General features: G+C 34.1%; 18 protein-coding genes. 10 read left to right on the top strand and 8 right to left on the bottom strand.

Annotated elements, in window-relative coordinates; genetic code table 11:
* Window positions 1-27: 27 nt before the first annotated feature.
* The 5 genes from Q0992_RS02865 to Q0992_RS02885 all read left to right on the top strand — a co-directional run bounded on the left by Q0992_RS02865 (window position 28) and on the right by Q0992_RS02885 (window position 6,026).
* Window positions 28-1,545: a hypothetical protein gene (locus Q0992_RS02865; protein WP_299520166.1), complete on the top strand. Its 1,518-nt coding sequence runs from the start codon at window positions 28-30 to the stop codon at window positions 1,543-1,545.
* A 3-nt stretch (window positions 1,546-1,548) separates the two neighbouring features.
* Window positions 1,549-2,430 (top strand): sterol desaturase family protein, encoded by an 882-nt coding sequence (locus tag Q0992_RS02870; RefSeq protein ID WP_299520168.1) that lies wholly within the window; start codon window positions 1,549-1,551, stop codon window positions 2,428-2,430.
* The gene (locus Q0992_RS02875; protein WP_299520170.1) at window positions 2,427-3,353 is read left to right on the top strand and encodes a DUF547 domain-containing protein; all 927 of its coding nucleotides are present in this window, start codon (window positions 2,427-2,429) and stop codon (window positions 3,351-3,353) included. Before Q0992_RS02870 ends, Q0992_RS02875 begins: the two co-directional genes overlap by 4 nt.
* A 31-nt stretch (window positions 3,354-3,384) precedes the next feature.
* Entirely contained in the window at window positions 3,385-4,254 is an 870-nt protein-coding gene (locus tag Q0992_RS02880; RefSeq protein ID WP_299520172.1) for a glycosyltransferase family 2 protein, read from the top strand.
* 164 nt (window positions 4,255-4,418) lie between these two features.
* Window positions 4,419-6,026 (top strand): carboxypeptidase-like regulatory domain-containing protein, encoded by a 1,608-nt coding sequence (locus Q0992_RS02885; protein WP_299520174.1) that lies wholly within the window; start codon window positions 4,419-4,421, stop codon window positions 6,024-6,026.
* A 184-nt stretch (window positions 6,027-6,210) separates the two neighbouring features.
* Here Q0992_RS02885 and Q0992_RS02890 read toward each other — a convergent pair whose 3' ends face one another.
* The 7 genes from Q0992_RS02890 to Q0992_RS02920 form a co-directional block, all read right to left on the bottom strand.
* The gene (locus Q0992_RS02890; RefSeq protein ID WP_299520176.1) at window positions 6,211-6,939 is read right to left on the bottom strand and encodes a metallophosphoesterase family protein; all 729 of its coding nucleotides are present in this window, start codon (window positions 6,937-6,939) and stop codon (window positions 6,211-6,213) included.
* A 186-nt stretch (window positions 6,940-7,125) separates the two neighbouring features.
* Entirely contained in the window at window positions 7,126-8,358 is a 1,233-nt protein-coding gene (locus Q0992_RS02895; RefSeq protein ID WP_299520268.1) for a POTRA domain-containing protein, read from the bottom strand.
* A 52-nt stretch (window positions 8,359-8,410) separates the two neighbouring features.
* Window positions 8,411-9,679, bottom strand: a complete 1,269-nt coding sequence (locus Q0992_RS02900) for a hypothetical protein (RefSeq protein ID WP_299520178.1) — start codon at window positions 9,677-9,679, stop codon at window positions 8,411-8,413.
* A complete protein-coding gene (locus tag Q0992_RS02905) occupies window positions 9,676-10,410 on the bottom strand; it encodes a hypothetical protein (RefSeq protein ID WP_299520180.1) in 735 nt (244 codons plus the stop codon). The genes Q0992_RS02900 and Q0992_RS02905 overlap by 4 nt, the downstream gene beginning before the upstream one ends.
* A gap of 61 nt (window positions 10,411-10,471) precedes the next feature.
* Window positions 10,472-11,482, bottom strand: a complete 1,011-nt coding sequence (locus Q0992_RS02910; protein ID WP_299520182.1) for a glycoside hydrolase — start codon at window positions 11,480-11,482, stop codon at window positions 10,472-10,474.
* A 35-nt stretch (window positions 11,483-11,517) separates the two neighbouring features.
* A complete protein-coding gene (locus Q0992_RS02915) occupies window positions 11,518-12,399 on the bottom strand; it encodes a hypothetical protein (protein ID WP_299520183.1) in 882 nt (293 codons plus the stop codon).
* A gap of 36 nt (window positions 12,400-12,435) precedes the next feature.
* Window positions 12,436-13,149, bottom strand: a complete 714-nt coding sequence (locus Q0992_RS02920) for a DUF547 domain-containing protein (RefSeq protein WP_299520184.1) — start codon at window positions 13,147-13,149, stop codon at window positions 12,436-12,438.
* A gap of 194 nt (window positions 13,150-13,343) precedes the next feature.
* Between Q0992_RS02920 and Q0992_RS02925 the strand changes: the two genes are divergently transcribed.
* Genes Q0992_RS02925 through Q0992_RS02945 form a run of 5 tightly spaced genes read left to right on the top strand, consistent with a single transcriptional unit; the run spans window position 13,344 to window position 19,321 of the window.
* Window positions 13,344-14,648, top strand: coding sequence for an FAD/NAD(P)-binding oxidoreductase (locus tag Q0992_RS02925; RefSeq protein ID WP_299520186.1), 1,305 nt, complete (start codon window positions 13,344-13,346; stop codon window positions 14,646-14,648).
* Between the two features lie 2 nt (window positions 14,649-14,650).
* Window positions 14,651-16,240 (top strand): 4Fe-4S dicluster domain-containing protein, encoded by a 1,590-nt coding sequence (locus tag Q0992_RS02930; protein ID WP_299520188.1) that lies wholly within the window; start codon window positions 14,651-14,653, stop codon window positions 16,238-16,240.
* Window positions 16,240-17,142, top strand: coding sequence for a hypothetical protein (locus tag Q0992_RS02935; protein WP_299520190.1), 903 nt, complete (start codon window positions 16,240-16,242; stop codon window positions 17,140-17,142). The genes Q0992_RS02930 and Q0992_RS02935 overlap by 1 nt, the downstream gene beginning before the upstream one ends.
* A complete protein-coding gene (locus tag Q0992_RS02940; RefSeq protein ID WP_299520192.1) occupies window positions 17,142-17,831 on the top strand; it encodes a glycosyltransferase family 2 protein in 690 nt (229 codons plus the stop codon). Before Q0992_RS02935 ends, Q0992_RS02940 begins: the two co-directional genes overlap by 1 nt.
* Entirely contained in the window at window positions 17,831-19,321 is a 1,491-nt protein-coding gene (locus Q0992_RS02945) for a cellulose synthase family protein (protein WP_299520270.1), read from the top strand. The genes Q0992_RS02940 and Q0992_RS02945 overlap by 1 nt, the downstream gene beginning before the upstream one ends.
* A 5-nt stretch (window positions 19,322-19,326) precedes the next feature.
* Here the strand turns inward: Q0992_RS02945 and Q0992_RS02950 are convergent, their stop codons facing one another.
* Complete coding sequence (locus Q0992_RS02950; RefSeq protein WP_299520194.1) at window positions 19,327-19,755, bottom strand: SRPBCC domain-containing protein; 429 nt, start codon at window positions 19,753-19,755, stop codon at window positions 19,327-19,329.
* Window positions 19,756-19,826: the final 71 nt, after the last annotated feature.

The raw sequence follows: 19,826 nt of genomic DNA on the forward strand, positions 1-19,826 counted from the left end.
AATATACGTAATGACTATATTGCATTAATGAGATTATCATTTGTAGTTATTATAGTTTTCTTCATTTCTTCTTTAGGATTTTGTCAGGAAATAGATAAAGGTGACGTTGTTAAGGACCGTCAATTCCTTATAGATAAGGGCGAACTTACAGCAGGAGATTCTCAGGGTAATTTCGTAGCCATAAGACCTCATATGGTTAATGGCTCATTGAGAAATTATTACGTAGAGTTCTATGAAAATCTCAATTATCAAGAACGTATTGAGATTACTACTAAAGATGGTACTGATATCTTAAAGGTTTTTTTATTTAATGGTAAATGTTATGTTTTCCAAAAGGAAAAAGCGGGTAAAACTATGTCTTTGGTACTTAATGGTATTGATTTAAAAACAAAGGAAACATCACAAAACGTAATATATTCAGTAAACAAAGACGATAACCCATACATCTTCAAAGCTTTAAAAAATGATTATTTTATTAAATTAGAAACAGCATCTAATATCGCTCTAAGTTTCCCCGTTTTAGAAAACAAAACTACCTATGTTATGGTCAGTGTCTTTTCAAAAGATATACAGCCCATAAAAACATTCAAGATTATTCCCGATAAATCCGAATTATTCGAGAATATTAATTTTCTAAATACCCAACAAGCAAATGATAAATTCTATGCGCTTTTTCAGCTTAACAATTCTGCTACAGATAATTTTTACGAATTGATAGAAACGGATGGAAGCAAAACACACTCCTTAAAAATAAAAATCCCTGATAATAGTTACGAACTTATCAATTCTAGAATAAAGAATAATAATTTGATTATAAGTGGTATTTATTCTAATGTGAAAAAGGGTGGTTACAGAGGCTTTACCCACTATAGAATCGATTTAAATAATCTTAAGGTAATATCTTCTAAGCAAAGCCCTTTTTACAACGAAAATGCCGAAGCATACTTTTCAGGATTCTTCAAAGAAAACAGAAGTATAGATATTAAAGATATTTTTATAAATGACGATTTAGAAACGTATATCATAGGACAATTCTACATAAAACGGAGAGCCACATTACCTATTGGACTGCCTATTGCCGCATTTTCATTTTCTGGATTTGCTGGGTATATAACCATAAATCCCATAAGCTCAAGCTATAAAGTTTTTGATGACATCTTAGTCGGAAAAATTGATAAAGACGGACATTTGAAATGGGATAGTATTTTACGCTTACGACGCACTGAAAAGATTACATCTAAGTCCAATAAACGAGACTCATCGACCTTTACATTTTTTGCTAATAACGAAATCAATATTCTTATCAATGCTTTAATTGATGATAAAAAAGGAAAATTAGTTGTAAAACAAGATAGACGGCCTAACAAAACCAATTTTTATAATATTACCGTAAACCCACATGGTGGAATTACACCGAATATTATATTTCCCAATGCCAATTCGGAAACCATATTTAGAGCTGAAAAAGCCATTAAATCAGAGAATATTATATATATTTTAGGTCAAGGCAATATGAGAAAACAACTATTGAAGTTAAAGTTTTAATTTTTGGAAAAGTACATAGACATTATAAAGAATTCCTATTCTGGGTATTGGAATTATCTTAAATACGAACTCATTGACCTTAATCATTGGGATAATTATTTTTATGGACTTATTATAATTTCGATTGCTGTTTGGCTACTTGAAATTGCTTTCCCTTGGCGCAAAGGACAAGCACTTTTTAGAAAAGATTTCTGGCTAGACACCTTCTATATGTTTTTCAATTTCTTTGTATTGAATCTCATAGTACTTATTGCATTGTCTAATACAGTCGCTGAGTTATTAAATGATGGTTTAAGTGCTATAGGCTTGTCCTTATCGAGTTTTCAGTTATTTGATTCAACCGATTTACCAAAATGGCTTGGTTTACTTGTTTTCTTTTTAGTCAATGATTTTGTACAATGGAATACGCATCGTCTTTTGCACAGAGTACCCTTTTTATGGAATTTCCATAAAGTACATCACTCGGTAAAAGAAATGGGATTCGCGGCTCATCTGCGCTATCATTGGATGGAGCCTGTGGTTTATAATTCTATACGATACATTCCACTGGCAATTATTGCAAATTACAGTTCTCAAGATGTAGCAATAATATACTTCTTTTCGATTGCTATAGGTCATTTAAACCATGCTAATTTGGGTTGGGATTATGGTGTTTTAAAATACATTTTCAATAATCCCAAAATGCACATTTGGCATCACGCTAAAGATTTACCAAAACATGTAAGGTACGGCGTTAATTTCGGACTAACACTGAGTCTTTGGGACTACCTTTTTAAAACCAATTATATACCGCATGATGGTAGAGATATTGAGCTTGGTTTTGAAGGTGACGAAGATTTTCCAAAGGATTTTGTGAGTCAGGAATTATACCCAATAAAAAAATGAAAATTATCTACATATGTTTTTTAGTGATTTTAATTACCTCATGTAGTGGCACAAAAAGAGCCATTGAAAGTGTACCTGACAAGACAAAAGAGGTTGAAATTACAACGGAGAAGCCTGATAAAGTTGCGACTACTGAACCCAAAAGCGTTAATGAAATCAAAGATAATAATACTGCCGCTGAAGTAACTACTGAAGAGGATACCAAAGAACTTAATAAAAAGCAAGGCGATTCAATTAGCGACAACGTCTCTCTTAAACAAGATATTTCTAAAAGCGAGGGATATTTGCATGATTTATTTGATAGCCTTTTGCAAAAACATGTGTCCAGTGATGGAAAAGTTAGCTATAAAGGGTTTAAAAACTCGCATAAAGAGTTACTAGATTATATTGATGTTCTTACCATGCTTTATCCAGAACTTAGTAAGCTTTCAAGAGAAGACAAACTAGCTTATTGGATTAATGCCTACAACTCCTTAACTATAGATTTAATACTACGTAACTACCCTTTAAAAAGCATTAAAGACATCAAAGACCCTTGGGATCAACGTCTTTGGAAGTTTGGAGATAAGTGGTTAAACCTTAACGATATTGAACATAAGATTTTGCGCAAAATGAACGAGCCTCGTATTCATTTTGCCATTGTTTGCGCATCGGAATCGTGTCCTAAACTGCTTAACGAAGCATTTACGGCTGATAACTTGGAGTTACAGTTAACGAGCGTTACAAAAGTATTTCTATCTGATACTTCAAAAAATGAGATTTCAGAAGATAATATAAAGTTATCCAAGATTTTTAAATGGTTTGCTAAGGACTTTAAAAATAATGGAAGTTTAATTGATTTTTTAAATCAATATACCGAAGTAACCATTTCAAATAAAGCCAAGAAAAGTTTTAAAGATTATGACTGGAGCTTGAATAATTAAATTCAACTAGCATCAAACCAAAAGATTAACCATGATAAGTATAGTAATTCCTGTTTTAAACGAAGCCGATATGATTGGCGATTTACTGAAGCACTTATCAAAAAATTCAACCCAGAAAAATATATCAGATATTATTGTTGTGGATGGTGGCAGTACTGATAGTACGCAAGAAATCGTCTCTGGTTTTGTAACCTCTAGTAATTCTGAATTTGATGAGGAATTCTACTTCAATAGTACTAATAAGAACTATAAAAAAGCGGATGCATTAGTTTTCGATACGTCACGCTCTCAAAGGGACGCTCCAACTGATGTAAAATTAGATTCTGCCTCGATGACAAATCCTGAAATAAGTTCAGGATTGGCGGCTCAATCAAAAATACTTTTGCTTGATTCGCCAAAAGGACGTGCTAAACAAATGAACCTAGGTGCCAAACATGCTAAAGGAAGTATTCTCTACTTTTTACATGCAGATGCATTTCCTCCTAAAGACTTTGATCAACTTATCATTAATGAGGTTAAAAGAGGTAATGATGCTGGTTGTTTTAGAATGCAATTTAATAGTAGGCATTGGTGGTTACGTCTTGCGAGTTGGCTAACACAATTTTCTTGGCGTGCTTGCAGAGGTGGTGACCAAAGTCAGTTTATTACCAAAGCGTTGTTTGATGAAATTGGAGGCTATGATGAGCGCTATGTTATTTATGAAGACAATATCTTAATCAACGAACTCTATAGGCGTAGAGAATTCGTTGTTATCAATAAAAAGATAAGAACCTCTGCCCGACTCTACAAAAAGGTCGGTATTTGGAAATTGCAATATCATTTCTGGGCGATTTATGTTAAACGCTGGTTTGGTGCTTCGGCTGAGGAGATGTTGGCATATTACAGAAAGCATATCTATTGAATTTTCTTCCTTTTATTGTTGTCCTAAAATCAAATATTCCATAATTTACAATGGCACCCAATCCATCTTATAGATAGCGTTAACATTATTATGCAGTTAAGCTAAACTGGAACAATTGTTGATGTAATCTAAAATGACAGATTAATTCTTTAAAATTATGGATAATGAGAGTTTTGATTTTTTTTACCCTAATTGAATTATTTTTCTTTCAATTAACCTTTGCTCAGAACTTAGATCAAGTTTTAGTTAAAGTAATAGACTCTAAGACTTTAGAGCCAATTCCCTTCGCCACGGTAAGAATAAAAGATTCAAGTTTAGGAGTTATTGCGGACTATAATGGAGAATTTAGAATGCCTTTAAGATATAAAGACGATCTTATTATTATATCCTGTATCGGATATAAAGCTAAAGAGGTTCCTCTAAATCAATTAAATTTTAATGAGTTAAATACCATAAAAATTAGCCCTCAAGTTGAGGCACTTAATCCTGTTTTTATTAGTTCTAGGACTAAAATTAATGGTATTAACTTCAATGCTAAAAGCTTGGTTAAGGCAAGTAGAAAATTATCCGCTAAAGAGATAGTGCTTAGGGCTATAAATAGGATTCCTAATAACCTTAGTGACAAACCACATTCCTATATTGGTTATTACAGAGACTATCAGTTGGTTGATAATAAATTTCACAATCTAAACGAAGCCATCTTAGAAACTTTTGATAATGGTATAAACACGAGTTTTTTAGAAGAAAATACAGTTTCTACCGCAATTTATAGTTTTAATCAAAATCAAAATTTTATTATAGACTCCTCATTAACAAAAGCTTATAATGGAGTAACAAAGTATATAAAAAATGCTCAAATTTTACCAAGAGGCGGTAATGAACATACGCTATTGAATATTCACAATCCAATTAGAAACTATAATTTTAGTACCTTTTCTTATGTTTATAAATTTGAAAGTGACTTTCCTAGATTACATGAGTTTCGAAAAGACGACATTGTATTTTTAAACAACGAGCCTTTGATATTGATTAATTTTAAAAAAGCTAATCCTCATGATTTTAGTGTTTATGGCCTAAAAACTGCAATTAATAAAGATGAATATGTGCGAGGGTCAATATATATATCGCTTGTTGATTATTCGATTCATAGATTTAATTATAAAGTCTATATGCCAGGATCGAAGAAGGCATTATTTAACGTTAGTCTAGAATATGCAAGACAAGACAATAAAATGTACCTTAATTATATAACGTTCAATAATTCTTTTGCGATGGGTGAGGATTTTAATCTTAGAGAAGAAAAAGTACAATTTGATAAATCAGAACAGGCCTTTTATATCACCTTTAATAACACAAAAGATTATCTTGACTTCAATACTATGAGTACAAAAAACTTCAAATTCAAATTAGGGAAAAAAAATCTGAAGACAATTGCTGTAGATAAAGTAACAGAAAGAGTAATTAAAGTTACGGTAGAAAATTTCGATGGGTCATTGGTAGATATAAATGCTAACAATGTAAATGATTTAACCTATAAGCTTAGACGAATACGTGATGTAACAGGGAGGGAAATTTATGGAGAAAATACAATTGAAGGTGATCAATTTAGAGAATTTTTTGTTCAAAAAGTTAATGTTAATAAGCCTATGCCCTCTGAACTAGATCTCATGGATAAAAATTCACTTATCAATGAGTCTGCCTTGAATGATTTTGAAGAAGCCAATCAGTATTGGATCAACACTCCGCTTATGAATGAGAAAGGCCAAAATTAAAATAGCGGAATCATACCCTAAGGTTATGATCAATTACATTTAATGGTGATTTGGAGAAGCTTCATTTATATTGAGTAGGTCTTGATATTAAATGACCATATTAATATGATGTAAAATTCAACTCGCCCAGCTTTTCAAAAAATCGGACAAGTTTAATCTATAAGGTGTGTTAAAAATAGAGTGTTCATTTGTTCCTACCCATTTCATAGGGATACAAATGCATTAATGTATCACTTTGAAATACTTTCTTGGTATCAATGTCAATAGCCGATAATTTTCCAGTAAATGCTGCACCTGTATCTATATTCCACACATTTATAGCCTTCATTGGCTCGTACTTATGATAATTGAGTGTTGGTGTATGACCAATATAAATTTCACTGTAATGTTTTAAACGATTGGGATACAATTCTGAATTCTTGGCGATGCGCTTATCCATAATTAACGCCATTTCCCAAAGCGTTCTGTCGTAATAAAACGTTTCTGTACGAACTTCTCTTTCTACACCATGCATAGATGTAAAACCTGCATGGATAAAAAGTCTTTTTTCATCATCTAAATAATATAAAGGCATTGCTTCAAAGAAATTAAGATGCTCTCTTTTTTGGTCTTCATTGAAGCCCTCATAACTGGCGATTGTTTCTTTACCTCCATGCAGATACCAAACATCATTTATCGTTCCATCCGCTAGCCAATGTTCGCACCATACATCGTGATTACCTTTAATAAAGATACATGTGTTAGTTTTAGACAATTCAATTAAACGCTCAATAACCTGAGCCGATTCGCTCCAGCCATCTACGTAATCACCTAAAAAAATGAGGGTATCTGCTGCTGTAACCTCAGCACGTTCTAATATCTGGTTTAACGCTTTTAGTCCACCATGAATATCGCCTATGGCTAGTGTTCGCATTTAATTCAATTTTTAACAAAATTAAGTTATTAATCTAACGATCTCGAAACAAGTTCGGGATTAGTTCACTCAGTAAAACAAAGGATATTTCTAAATCAGAGATCTGGATGATACCGAAATAAATTTGGCACTAATTTTACCAACACTATTTTCTAGGAGCAAAGCTTCTGAAAATATCGGGTGTCATTAGAAATACTGGCCAATCCCAAACACAAAACCTTGGGTAGAATCTTGTGTAACACCCACTCCATAATCAATTCTAAAAATAGCATTGAAGATTTTTTTATGAATAAAACGCAATCCTAAACCTGGATATACCCTTAAGTTTTGGGTATCTGCAAAATCACCAAAGTCACCACCTGGATTTCGCCAACTACCTGCATCAATGAAGGCATTGCCTTGCAATGCAAACCAATCCTTTTCATAAAGGGTATAGCGATACTCCGTATTGAGAACTATGGCCGCAGTACCACGATCAATTAAATTTCCAACGCCTCTGATGTTTAGATTATTATCAACCGCAAAAGGAGCAAACGGTGTATCTTCATTCGATGCTACCCCAAATCGCAAACGATTGGCCCAATTACCTCGTTTACCAAAACGTTTAAAATACTGAAAATCATTCCAGCCAATCAAAAAATCGGGTAATGCTTCATCATTCCTAGAGTGAACATACTGAAAATTAAAAATACTTCTAAAGCCTTCAACATACTGATAATCGTAATTGAGATTATTGTACTCATAAATGAGCTTATAGAGTAATTTATCTACCACTAATTCTTGTGGCACATTAGGATTAGTGGCACCAAATAAATACTCATAATCCTCTGTAAAAAAGTTAACTCCTAATTCTACCCGATTCGTAAAATTAAATTGGTAAAGCCCGAGTAACTCAATCGATTCATTATTATAGCGATAGTCTGCCGTAGTATTATCGAAAAATACAGGTTCTTGTGTTGTAAGATTTTGATAATTTATGGCTAAACCCAGTTGTCTAGAAAACAAAAATGGCGCTCTAAGGTTTATGGCATAAGAATCGAATATATCTTTTTGATAAAAGCCGCCAAGCGTAATATTTTGCCCAAACAAATTGAATTCATGCAACCCTAGTCGGTAAGCAAATTCATCGTCATTGGTTGTATAGACATTGGCCGACGGAATGATGGTAAAATTCTCTTCAATATTATAAAACACATTATACTCATTAGGTTCTTCAGCAGGAAACACCTGATAGTAGGCATGGGCAATTGAAGGTAACCGTTTTAATAATTGGATATCTTGTTCTATAACCGAAGAATCCAGAACAACACCAGGTTTTATAAACGCTATTTTTTTTACAAAAGAGGATTTGAGTTTCTTGTTGCCTTGCACCTTTAAATCATCAACTACATTTTGTTGTCCGAAGGAGACAAGAGTCATAAGAACACAAAATGTAAAAAGTAAGAATTGTATTTGGCGCATTTTTAAGTGTTTAAAAATATTGACCTATTCCAAATACAATTCCGCTATCGGCCTTTTTCCCTAAACTGAGTCCATAGTCTATTCTAAAAACAGCATTGAAAATTCGCTTATGAATAAAACGTAAACCCAATCCTGAGAATAAACTGGCATTTGTTCCTTTAACCAAGTCTGAGAATTCTCCACCTGGATCTTGCCATGTTCCTGCGTCAACAAAAGCATTTCCCTGTAAAGCAAACCAACCTTTTTCGTATAAGGTCTGTCTAAACTCTGTATTCAATACAACTGAAGCCGTCCCGCGATCAACCACATTTCCCACGCCTCTTATGTTTAATTGATTATCTAGAGCGAAAGGTGCAAAAGGTGAGCTTGTATTGGTCGCATAGCCTAGTCGCAAACGATTGGCCCAATTGCCACCTTTTCCGATGCGTTTAAAGTACTCAAAATCATTTCTGCCCACAAAAGAATTCTTTAAGAAATCAGTATCGCCATCTGCTGAAGCTGTTACATTAAAAGTGAATATACTCCTAAAACCTTCTACATATTGAAACTCGTTGGTAATATTATTGTATTCATATTCTCCTACAATGGACAAGCGATTTAAACTGAGCTGCTCAGGAATATCTGAAGGTCGTTCACCATTCAGAAAATCGTAATCCTCCTCAGCTATATTGAGCCCTAGCTCAAACCGATTATTAAAATTGTGTTCGTAAAACACCCTGAATTCAAAAGCACGACTATCGAACTTATAATTCACATCACTATCATCATCTAGAAATATAGGTTCTTGGAGCACATTATTCTGAAAATTGACGCCTATTCCCCATTTTCGGGTAATTAAATTTGGGGCTTCCCAGAAAAATCCATAGGAATCAAACACATTTCGACTGTAAAAGCCACCAATAATCTGGTTCTGTCCAAAAAGGTTAAAATCAAATAACGAAACTCTATATGCCAAATCGTCATTAACGTCTTGAGATACATTTAATCCAGGAATAATGGCAAAATTCTCAACAACAGTATAGGTTATTTTATAATTGCCATCAGCTAGTTCTTCAATCTTAGAGGATGCACTCGCTACCGACGGTAAAAGTCGAAAACGTCTTTCATCTGATGCCACACGAACCGTATCTAAAACGCTGCCTTCCTTTACGAATGCCAATCGCTTAAGGAATTTTGTGCGCGTACGCTTGTTGCCTTCAATCTCAATTGTGGTAACCGTTTGAGCTAGGCCATATTGGCTACTAAGGATTAAAATGAGTATGACTAAAAGTTTTTTCATTCTACTGTAAATTCAGAAATAAATAGTTGATTAACCCAATTATCCTCGCTCACATCCATAACTGTGAATTTATAAGTCTGTCCGAGAATTAAGTTTGGCGGTGTACCATCTGTAATGTTTAGCACAACATTCGATGTATTATAGTATTGGAATTGATTTTCGAACGTATAAGTACCAGAGATTAAATCGTTATCAACAGTAGATACTACCTGAAAAAAAATAGCATTGTCAACTTCAGAATTTATAGCCCAACTAAACATTGGCATTTGTGATTGCTCTTGATTAACGGTAATTAAATCAGAAAACAAGGTCGGTTGCATCAATTGTTTTATTCGGATTGGATTTGATAGTTTAATTTCATTATCAAGCTCATAAGACACTATAATCCATCTTTCAGAATCGAAGAAGCCTACAAATTTCCTAAGAAATCCATTAAAAAAAGGCTCATCCGTAATCTCTAACTCATTATAATTAGTATAATTGTTTGGATCTAGATTACTTGAATTTGTCTGAAAGAGTTTAAAGTTATCTGAACCGCTTTCTGGAAAAAAATAAACCTCAACATTATTAGGATTAACAACATCATTACCCGAACAAGCAATAACTGCTCCTGTTTCAAAAGTTTTACCCTCAATATATGATGATAATGAATTATCTGCTTCAGAATTGTCTGTATCATTAGATGAACATGATGCTAATAACAGAGTAATTATAATTAAGGTTCGTTTCATGAGATGGTTATTACTAACCTTTGTCGTTGCTCATAAATAACCTTACTAGATTTTTTAAAATTTATCCTTCAGACTTATAGTAAGCTCTAATAATTTCCTCAACAGGTTTATTTTGTGGTGTGAACATTGGGTTATCTTCCCCTCCAACTTTGTCATAGGCAATAAACCATTTCCAGATAAAACCGCCAGCAAACCAATCTTCGTTCCAAAAGGTTTCGTAAAGCGCTTTTGTGGTATTGACTTGGGCTTGAAGATTCACCTGATTCATGCTACGATCGGACACCCAAGGTTGTTTCCCTGCATAATTCACACTTCTATAGCCATACTCAGTAAAAAGAATTGGCTTTTCATAATTTTCCGCCATTTTAGCAATGATAGGTTTATGGACTTTCCAACCTTCCATACATGTCTCAAAACTTGGTGTTAACTCATCACTAACTGGAAAATAAGCATCAATGCCTATATAATCTAACTGATCCCAAAATGGCGTGCGCCTAAATTCATCCCAATTGGCTGCATAGGTCAATTTACCGTTATATTTATTTCTTATTTCTTTGATTAGGTTAGTCCAGTATTCTGGTCTATATTTTACAAATAGCTCGAGCTCAGTGCCTATGCAAAGGATTTCTGTTTTGGTTTCTTCTGCCAATTCCGCGTATTCAAGAATGAAGTTTGAGTAAGATGCTTCTAAAGTTTTCCAATCGGCTTCGGAAGTCATCATAATCTCACCTGTAAACTCACCTCGCCAAACCCAAATCTGTGGTTTAAGCAAAATCTTAATGTTTTGCTTTTGCAACTCTTCGATATACTGTTTTGCGCCTGCTCTAGTCTCCCCAAACCATTGCCTATCTGTATTATAAATGATATTAGGATGTTTTAGATTTTTAATAAAGCCAAAAGGCATTACCGCAGCATAATTGGCATTGAGTTTTACTACTGGTGTGACGTGAGATTGGTTAGCTTTATTTTGAGAGGCCACAAAACTCACTCCGTTGATTTTTTCTTCCTGCCCATTACAAGCTGATAAAGTAATCAGCCATACAGAAAAAAACAGGCATTTAAAAGTTTGCATAAGTACAACATTATAAATGCCAATTTATGTAAATCCTAGAATAAAGCTCTTAAACCTATATTAAAAGTTTGCCCTAAACCTGTATCGTTTCCTCTTACAAAATTTGAATATAAGAACTCAATATTAAGTTTGTCAGTCAATTGGTATTTAGCGCCACCGCCAAGTATAGTAGCATCTTGTTCAAATCCATTAGTTTCAAAGGAAATTAGCTGCAAATGCTGTACCAGTGCCAAAATAGTAAACTTAGAACTTGGGAAGTAACTTAAGAAAACTCCTGGTAATAAGCGTAGGCTGTTGTCTGCAAAGCTACCTTCTTTAGGTAAGTTATATTCAGTATTGAGTTCGGTAAACAATTGCCAATCGCCACCAGAAAAACTATAATCATAGAAAAAACGGTTTTGAAAAATGAATCCATTCTGATCTAAAAATACACCCTGTTCGGTTTCTTGATCAACTAACGGAATATGAAATGCTGATTGAATCGTGAAATTTCCAACATTTTTAAAAGGATTAAACTTTATAGCTGGAGCAAAAGATGTAAAACCCGAACGTGCTGAACCAGCTTCGCCATCAAAGGAAAAAACGTCCAGTGCGTCTCGACCACCAATGACGTTAGAACGAAACTCTAATAATAGACCAATATTTACGCGTCTACTATCCGAAATCCCTGTAAAAATATCTACCGTAGATGTAAAAAACGTATTTCTTGGGATGTTTTGTTCTTCTCCATTTGGTCCAAATAAGTCCTTGGTTTCAGTATACAGGTTATTAAACCATTTAATATCCCATTGCCCTTTTTTCAGCAATATTGAAGGTGTAAATTCTTGTATAACACTTCGTTGTGTAGCTTCATCTTCTTGAGAAAACCCTGAAAAGGATAGCATCAAAATAATTAAAAGTATATTTAATTTTTTCATTTTTCTTTGTATTTGGTTGTGTTTATTAGTTAGTCTTTATTGCTTGTTTAAATTCCAGTTATAAGTGAAATAACTTAGTTTGTAGTTGTCTGGAATTTTTTCTGTTCTATATTGATTGATAAAGTCAATTTCACTAGAGCCGTCCATAGTAAAATCCTCTTTATACCATTTCATGATTTCAGAGGCTTCAACTTTTTTCTTCTTGTTGTTTACTTTTAGAAAAGTTCCATTTAAAGCAATTTTAGTTTGGGTCTCTAACTGCTTATTTAAAGTATTAGGCATATAGGCTTCACTAATCAGTGGAGGACAGCCAACAGCCCCACAAACCAATACAAAATGGAATCTAGCATCGTTAAATTGGGCTCTGAGCAACTTATGCTCAATATCGTTGAGCGTAATATTTTTACCTGCTAAACTATAGGTGGTCTTATCAAAAAAACCTTTATGATCAAGTGGAGATTTTGTTGGGTAGTTATCAACAATACCTTTAATCACGGTAATGTTATAGGCATTAATCCAAAATGACTGATAGTTTTTAGCATCTGAAACCTCTACGGAAATTCCCTCTGCAATTTTTAAAAGTTCGTCTAAAGTAGATTGATCTTTATGAATCGCTTTATAGTCTACTTTCCCGTTTTTAATGTGGGTTTCTAAAAATAAATTGGTTTTAGTGAAGAAGCTGTTTAAGTCTTGAGCGCTTCCTGTGAATATAAAAAGCAATGCTATTAAAAAAGTATGAAATTTCATCATTTATATTTTTGATTAACGGCTCTTATGTCGAACATAAAATCATCGACTTACAAGAATTTTGAAAGAATTTTGGCGTCTTATTTTGTTTTAAAACCTTACAGACCAACTGTTAATTTAAATTCTTTCTAAATTGAAAGCGTCGATTAAGTTCTTACCTTTAAGTGCGACAGACAACTAACTAACAATCAAATTTTATGGAGCACATTGTCATCATCGGTAATGGAATTTCTGGTGTTACCTTAGCTAGACATATCAGAAAGCTGTCCGATAAAAAAATCACTATTGTTTCCGCAGAAACCGAATATTTCTTCTCCCGTACAGCATTGATGTATGTGTATATGGGGCATATGAAGTTTGAACACACGCAACCTTATGAAAACTGGTTTTGGAAAAAAAATCGCATCGATCTTAAGCAAGGTTATGTAAAACATGTGGACACAAACTCTAAAGCACTTCATTTTTCAAATGGCGAAACTATGAGCTATGATAAACTGGTGATTGCTACAGGAAGCAAACCCAATAAGTTTGGGTGGCCAGGACAAGATTTAGATGGTGTTATGGGCATGTATCATAAACAAGACCTAGAAAATCTTGAAAAGCATGCACCTAATAAAGAGGTGTGCAAACGAGCCGTTATCGTAGGTGGCGGATTAATAGGTATAGAACTTGCCGAAATGTTGAATAGCCGAAGTATTCCCGTGACCTTCTTAGTGCGTGAGTCTAGTTTTTGGAATGGTGTATTGCCAGAAGGAGAAAGTGCTATGATTAATAGACATATTAGAAATCACCATATCGATTTGCGACTTTCAACAAACTTAAAAGAGATTAAATCTGATGGTAATGGAAAGGTTAAATCGGTAGTTATTGAAGAAACTGGTGAAGAAATTCCATGTGATGTAGTAGGATTAACCGCTGGCGTTTCGCCCAATATTGATTTTTTAAAAGACTCCAACATTGAAACTGGCCGTGGAGTAAAAGTTAACCGTTTTCTCGAAACCAATATCCTTGATGTATATGCCATTGGAGATTGTGCAGAGCAACATGAAGCTATTGGCAATCGCAGACCGATTGAAGCCGTTTGGTATACAGGTCGTATGATGGGCGAAGCTTTGGCACAAACACTTTGTGGTAATCGTATACAATATAACCCAGGCCATTGGTTTAATTCGGCCAAGTTTATGGATATCGAATATCAAACTTATGGTTGGGTATTCAGTGAACGCAGTAAAAAAGAAAATGAAGCCCATTTTCATTGGATACATAAAGACGATACAAAATGTATTACTGTAGCTTATGATAAAAACACCAATGAGTTTTTAGGTATCAACACCTTTGGTATTAGAATGCGCCATGAAACTTTTGATAAATGGTTGACCGAAAAACGCGATGTGGACTATGTCATAAACCATCTTGTAGAGGCCAATTTTGACCCTGAGTTCTACGGACGATTTGAAAAAGAGATTTTAACCGCTTACAATAACCAACTACAAACCGCATAACCATGAGCAATAAATTAAATCATAGCATGTCTTTAGCAAGACCTGATGCTTTAGATATTACTACTAAACAAAAAGTAGCCTTAGGTATAGGAATAGTTGGGTTATTCATATTGGCATTGGCACTTTTCAACACTAATTTTCCTAATCAAGGTTTATTCTTAACCTTGGCATTAGGTTTAATTGTTACAGGAACGGTCATTTATTCAAGGGATGCTTATTTAAATAAGCTAGAAGGTATAAAAAATGATGGACAATGGTTTAAATCCATATCCTCAAGAGGATTTTGGGGCTGGGCCACAGGTATTATTTTAACGACATTTTATATTGTTTTATACTTCTACCCTCAATACCTAGGGTTAGGAAAAGATGGTGCGGAAAACACAGGATTAATAAGTCTATTCGATCCCTTAAGTCAATTATTAGCAGGCAGAAATGCCAGCCAATGGTTTGTTTACGGAACGCTTTACACCATTGCTATTTTAGCTTTTGGCTATAAGTTTATTTTGAAATACAGACATAACCGTTACCAACAAATAAGAACGGTTTCCGTGATGTTTTTTCAATTGGGTTTTGCTTTTTTGATTCCAGAATTCATGTATGTAATGAATAATGATTTACCATACTATGATCTTAAAAGTATTTGGCCCCTGAATTATTACATTTTTGATGAATGGTCCGTGAAGGGATTTCTATCTAATGGCAATATTGGATTGGCTCTAATCGTATTTGGTATACTTTCCATATTCATCATTACGCCAATACTTACCTATAAATATGGCAAACGTTGGTACTGTTCTTGGGTTTGTGGCTGTGGTGGTCTTGCAGAAACTGCAGGAGACCCTTTTAGGCATTTATCATCCAAAAAACTATCAGCTTGGAAATTAGAACGCTGGTTAATTCACTTAGTTTTGGTGTTCTCTGTTGTAATGACAACAGCAATGGTTTATACCTACTTGGGTTATGATAGTAACGATTTTTGGTTAACAAGAGGGGTATTTATCTCCTTAGTTATTGCTTTACTTACTATAGTCTTCGCTAGTGTTATGTATTTTAAAAGACATGAGCTAGGAAAAGATGCCAAATATGGAGCCATAGGATTCTTTACTGTTATCGCACTTTTACTTATTATGCATTTTACTGGTACGACTAATCATCTTTTCTATGTTAAATCAGGTGCCTTAAGATCTGCTTATGGTATTTATATCGGCTCCATTTTTTCTGGAGTTATTGGTACAGGCTTCTATCCTATTTTGGGAAGTAGAGCTTGGTGTCGTTTTGGTTGCCCAATGGCAGCAATTTTAGGGTTTCAGCAACGTTTATTTTCAAAATTTAGAATAACCACTAATGGCGGACAGTGTATCTCTTGCGGCAACTGTTCTAACAGCTGTGAAATGGGAATTGATGTTAGACATTATGCTCAAAAAGGTGAAAATATTGTACGTTCTAGCTGTGTTGGCTGTGGTATATGTGCGGCGGTTTGTCCTAGAGGAGTGTTAAAATTAGAGAATGATAGTATGAAAGGACGAATTAATCCGACAGAGGTTTTATTAGGTAACGATGTAGACCTAATGGAACTTGTAAATCAGAAGTAATGCGATTAATCATTCTTTTCCTTTTAGTTTCGGCTTTTGCTTTTGGGCAAAAGCACTACCAAAAAAATCCATTTACAAATGGTAGTTTAAATTCTGAAGGTTGGGTGGTCAACAGCCAAAAAACCGATTACTGGAAGTTCTATGATAAAAATGGACAACTTTCTAAAGAAGGTTATTTTAAAAATGACAAAAAAGTTGGCTATTGGAAATTTTATGACGCTAAAGGGTTTTTAATAAAAGAAGGGCATTTTTTTAACGACCAAAAATCTGATTATTGGAAAGTTTATAAGAATAATAGACTTGTTGAAGAAGGACATTACAAAAATGGCAAACGAAACAATCATTGGAAGTTCTATCATTCCAATGGACGATTAAAAGAAGAAGGGTTATATAAGGTTGATTATAAAATCGACTATTGGATATCCTTTCACCCTAATGGCAAATTAGCTAGTGAAGGCCATTACAACAACGGAAAAGCTTCAGAATTCTGGAAATTTTATCACACTAATGGTCAACTTGCCAAAGAAGGCCATTTCACCAATAACAAAGAAGATGGGTATTGGCAATTTTTCCATGACAATGGACAAATAGAAAAATATGGTGAATTTAAGTTAGGAAAATTCACTAGCTATTGGCTATTTTACGGCTCAAATGGTAAAAAGACGTCCGAGGGCCATTTTGTAAATGGCAAAAAGCAAAATTGGTGGCTATTTTATGATGAAAACGAAAAGATTAACCATAAATGTCAGTTGAGCGATAATCAAAAAAATGGGTATTGCCTTAAGTATAAAAACGAACAATTATACTCTGCCATAAAATACGAAAACGGAAAACGCATCAAAGAGTGGACGGATTTAAAGTCATTTAAAAAAGAAAACAAGTTATCAGATCTAAGAAGTTAATGACGAAAATCGTAGTCATCATTCCTGCCTTTAATGAGGAGGATTCCATTGCATTAGTTATTAATGATATTCCAGAAATAGTAGATGAAATTATTGTTGTAAGCAATAACTCAACTGATAATACAGAATGTAATGCGCAAAAAGCCGGAGCTACTGTACTAAAAGAACCAAGAAAAGGTTACGGCTATGCCTGCTTAAAGGGTATGGATTATATTGCCCAACAAGACAACAAGCCAGACATTGTTGTATTCTTGGATGGCGATTATAGCGATTATCCTGAAGAATTAACCAAAATTGTTCAACCCATTATAGAAGATGATATTGACCTTGTTATTGGAGCTCGGGTAGCAGCATTACGCGAAAATGGTTCAATGACTGGCCCTCAGATATTTGGCAATTGGCTAGCAACCAGTTTAATGAAACTATTTTTTAGGTCGAAGTTTACGGATTTAGGGCCTTTTAGAGCTATTAAATACAACAAGCTCTTAGAGCTGAAAATGGAAGACAAAACCTATGGCTGGACGGTAGAAATGCAGTTGAAAGCCCTCAAGCAAAAAATGAGTTGCAGGGAAATTCCTGTAAAATACAGGAACAGAATAGGTATCTCAAAAGTTTCAGGAACGATAAAAGGTGCTATATTTGCAGGCGTAAAAATCCTCACATGGATATTTAAATACAGTTTTAAGTGATTTATTTACAGTATTTAGTCATTATTATTTACACCATCGCCATTGTGCTGATCTTTATGTATGCTTTGGCGCAATTAAATTTGTTATACAATTACCTGTCTTCAAAAAAAACAAGGGATAAATGTGACACGTTTGACTTAAGTAATCCTGATGAAGTACCATTGGTAACGGTTCAGCTTCCTGTATTTAATGAAATGTATGTTATGGAACGCTTGTTAGATAACATTGCGCTTTTGGATTACCCGAAGGAAAAGTTAGAAATTCAGGTATTAGATGATTCTACAGACGAAACTTTACATACAACTAAGGCTCATGTAGAACAATTAGCGGCTACTGGTTTAGATATAAAACATATTACCAGAGAGAATCGGATTGGATTTAAAGCTGGAGCCTTAAAAGAAGGCTTAAAAATTGCCAAAGGAGAGTTTATTGCCATTTTTGATGCGGACTTCTTACCACAACCTAATTGGCTAAAGCGCACCGTTCCCTATTTTAAAAATGAGGATATTGGTGTTGTACAAACGCGTTGGGGACACATCAACAGAAATTATTCACTATTGACCAGAATTCAGGCATTTGCCTTGGATGCCCATTTTACGTTAGAGCAAGTGGGAAGAAATAGTAAAGGCCATTTTATTAATTTTAATGGTACGGCTGGTGTGTGGCGAAAGGAATGTATCATTGATGCTGGCAATTGGGAAGGCGACACACTAACGGAAGACTTAGATTTAAGCTACAGAGCACAGTTAAAAAACTGGAAATTTAAATACCTCGAGGATGTTGAAACTCCCGCTGAATTGCCTATCGTGATAAGTGCTGCAAGATCACAACAATTCCGTTGGAATAAAGGTGGAGCTGAAAACTTTAGAAAAATGCTTTGGCGTGTCATTAAGTCGAAAAATATTTCTGTTAAAACCAAGGTTCATGGTTTGCTTCATTTACTCAATAGCTCTATGTTTCTGAGCATTTTTGTAGTGGCAGTTTTAAGTATCCCAATGTTATATATAAAGAATGAGTATGCCCATTTAAGAGATTACTTTTATGTAATGAGCTTCTTTATAATGAGTACTATTATCTTCTTTGTATGTTACTGGTTTATGTATCGCAACATTTATGGGAGCGGCTTTAAACGATTCTTTGGTTATATTGGTATGTTCTTTACCTTCTTTTCTATAGCTATGGGCTTCTCATTGCATAATTCCATTGCAGTTATTGAAGGCCATGTTGGCAAAAAAAGTGAGTTTGTAAGAACCCCAAAATTCAATATTCGAAAGTTTAAAGATAACTGGAGAAACAACAAATACCTCAGAAAAAAGCTGTCTTCAAATGTTATTATTGAAGGCCTATTGATGGTCTATTTCGGCTTTGGATTGTATAGTGCCTTTATAGTTGGTGACCAAGGAGGTGACTTTGGACTATTCCCTTTTCACTTGATGCTTTGTATTGGTTTTGGCTATGTATTCTTTAAATCCATAGGGTCTAAAGTTTAACATATTTATTCTCTTTCTTCAAAAGGGATGATTATCCCTTTTTCTAAATAATTCTTTAACCCATTCAACAGCATAGCCCAACAAAAGGATGAATGTTTGAAATGATTATTGCATTCTGGCCAATCTTTATGAAAAAATTTTAAATAAGTCCCATTGCTTTTCTCTTCTAAATCAAAGCCAAACATCGTTGGATTCCAATCGGCATCAGCTTTCGTCATTTTGTAATGGATATGCTCCTTATGCTTAACACTATTTACTTCGGCATACCAATCGTACTTGTCCGTAAAGTTAAAATTATACACTTCTCCTTCCATTGGTATACCTGTACATTTTAAGGGCCACCAATTCACAAGGTGCTTAGATTCTGATACCGCTTTATAAACACTTGCCTTATCACTTTTAATTAAAAGATTGAAATAAATAGCGTGACTCATTTTAAAATTTTCTTTCTTTAAAGTTATTATTCTTTTTTTAATACGACTATTTATCCGTTTTTAAATAATTC

It is taken from the genome of Winogradskyella sp. (genome assembly GCF_028289625.1).
Taxonomy (GTDB): domain Bacteria; phylum Bacteroidota; class Bacteroidia; order Flavobacteriales; family Flavobacteriaceae; genus Winogradskyella.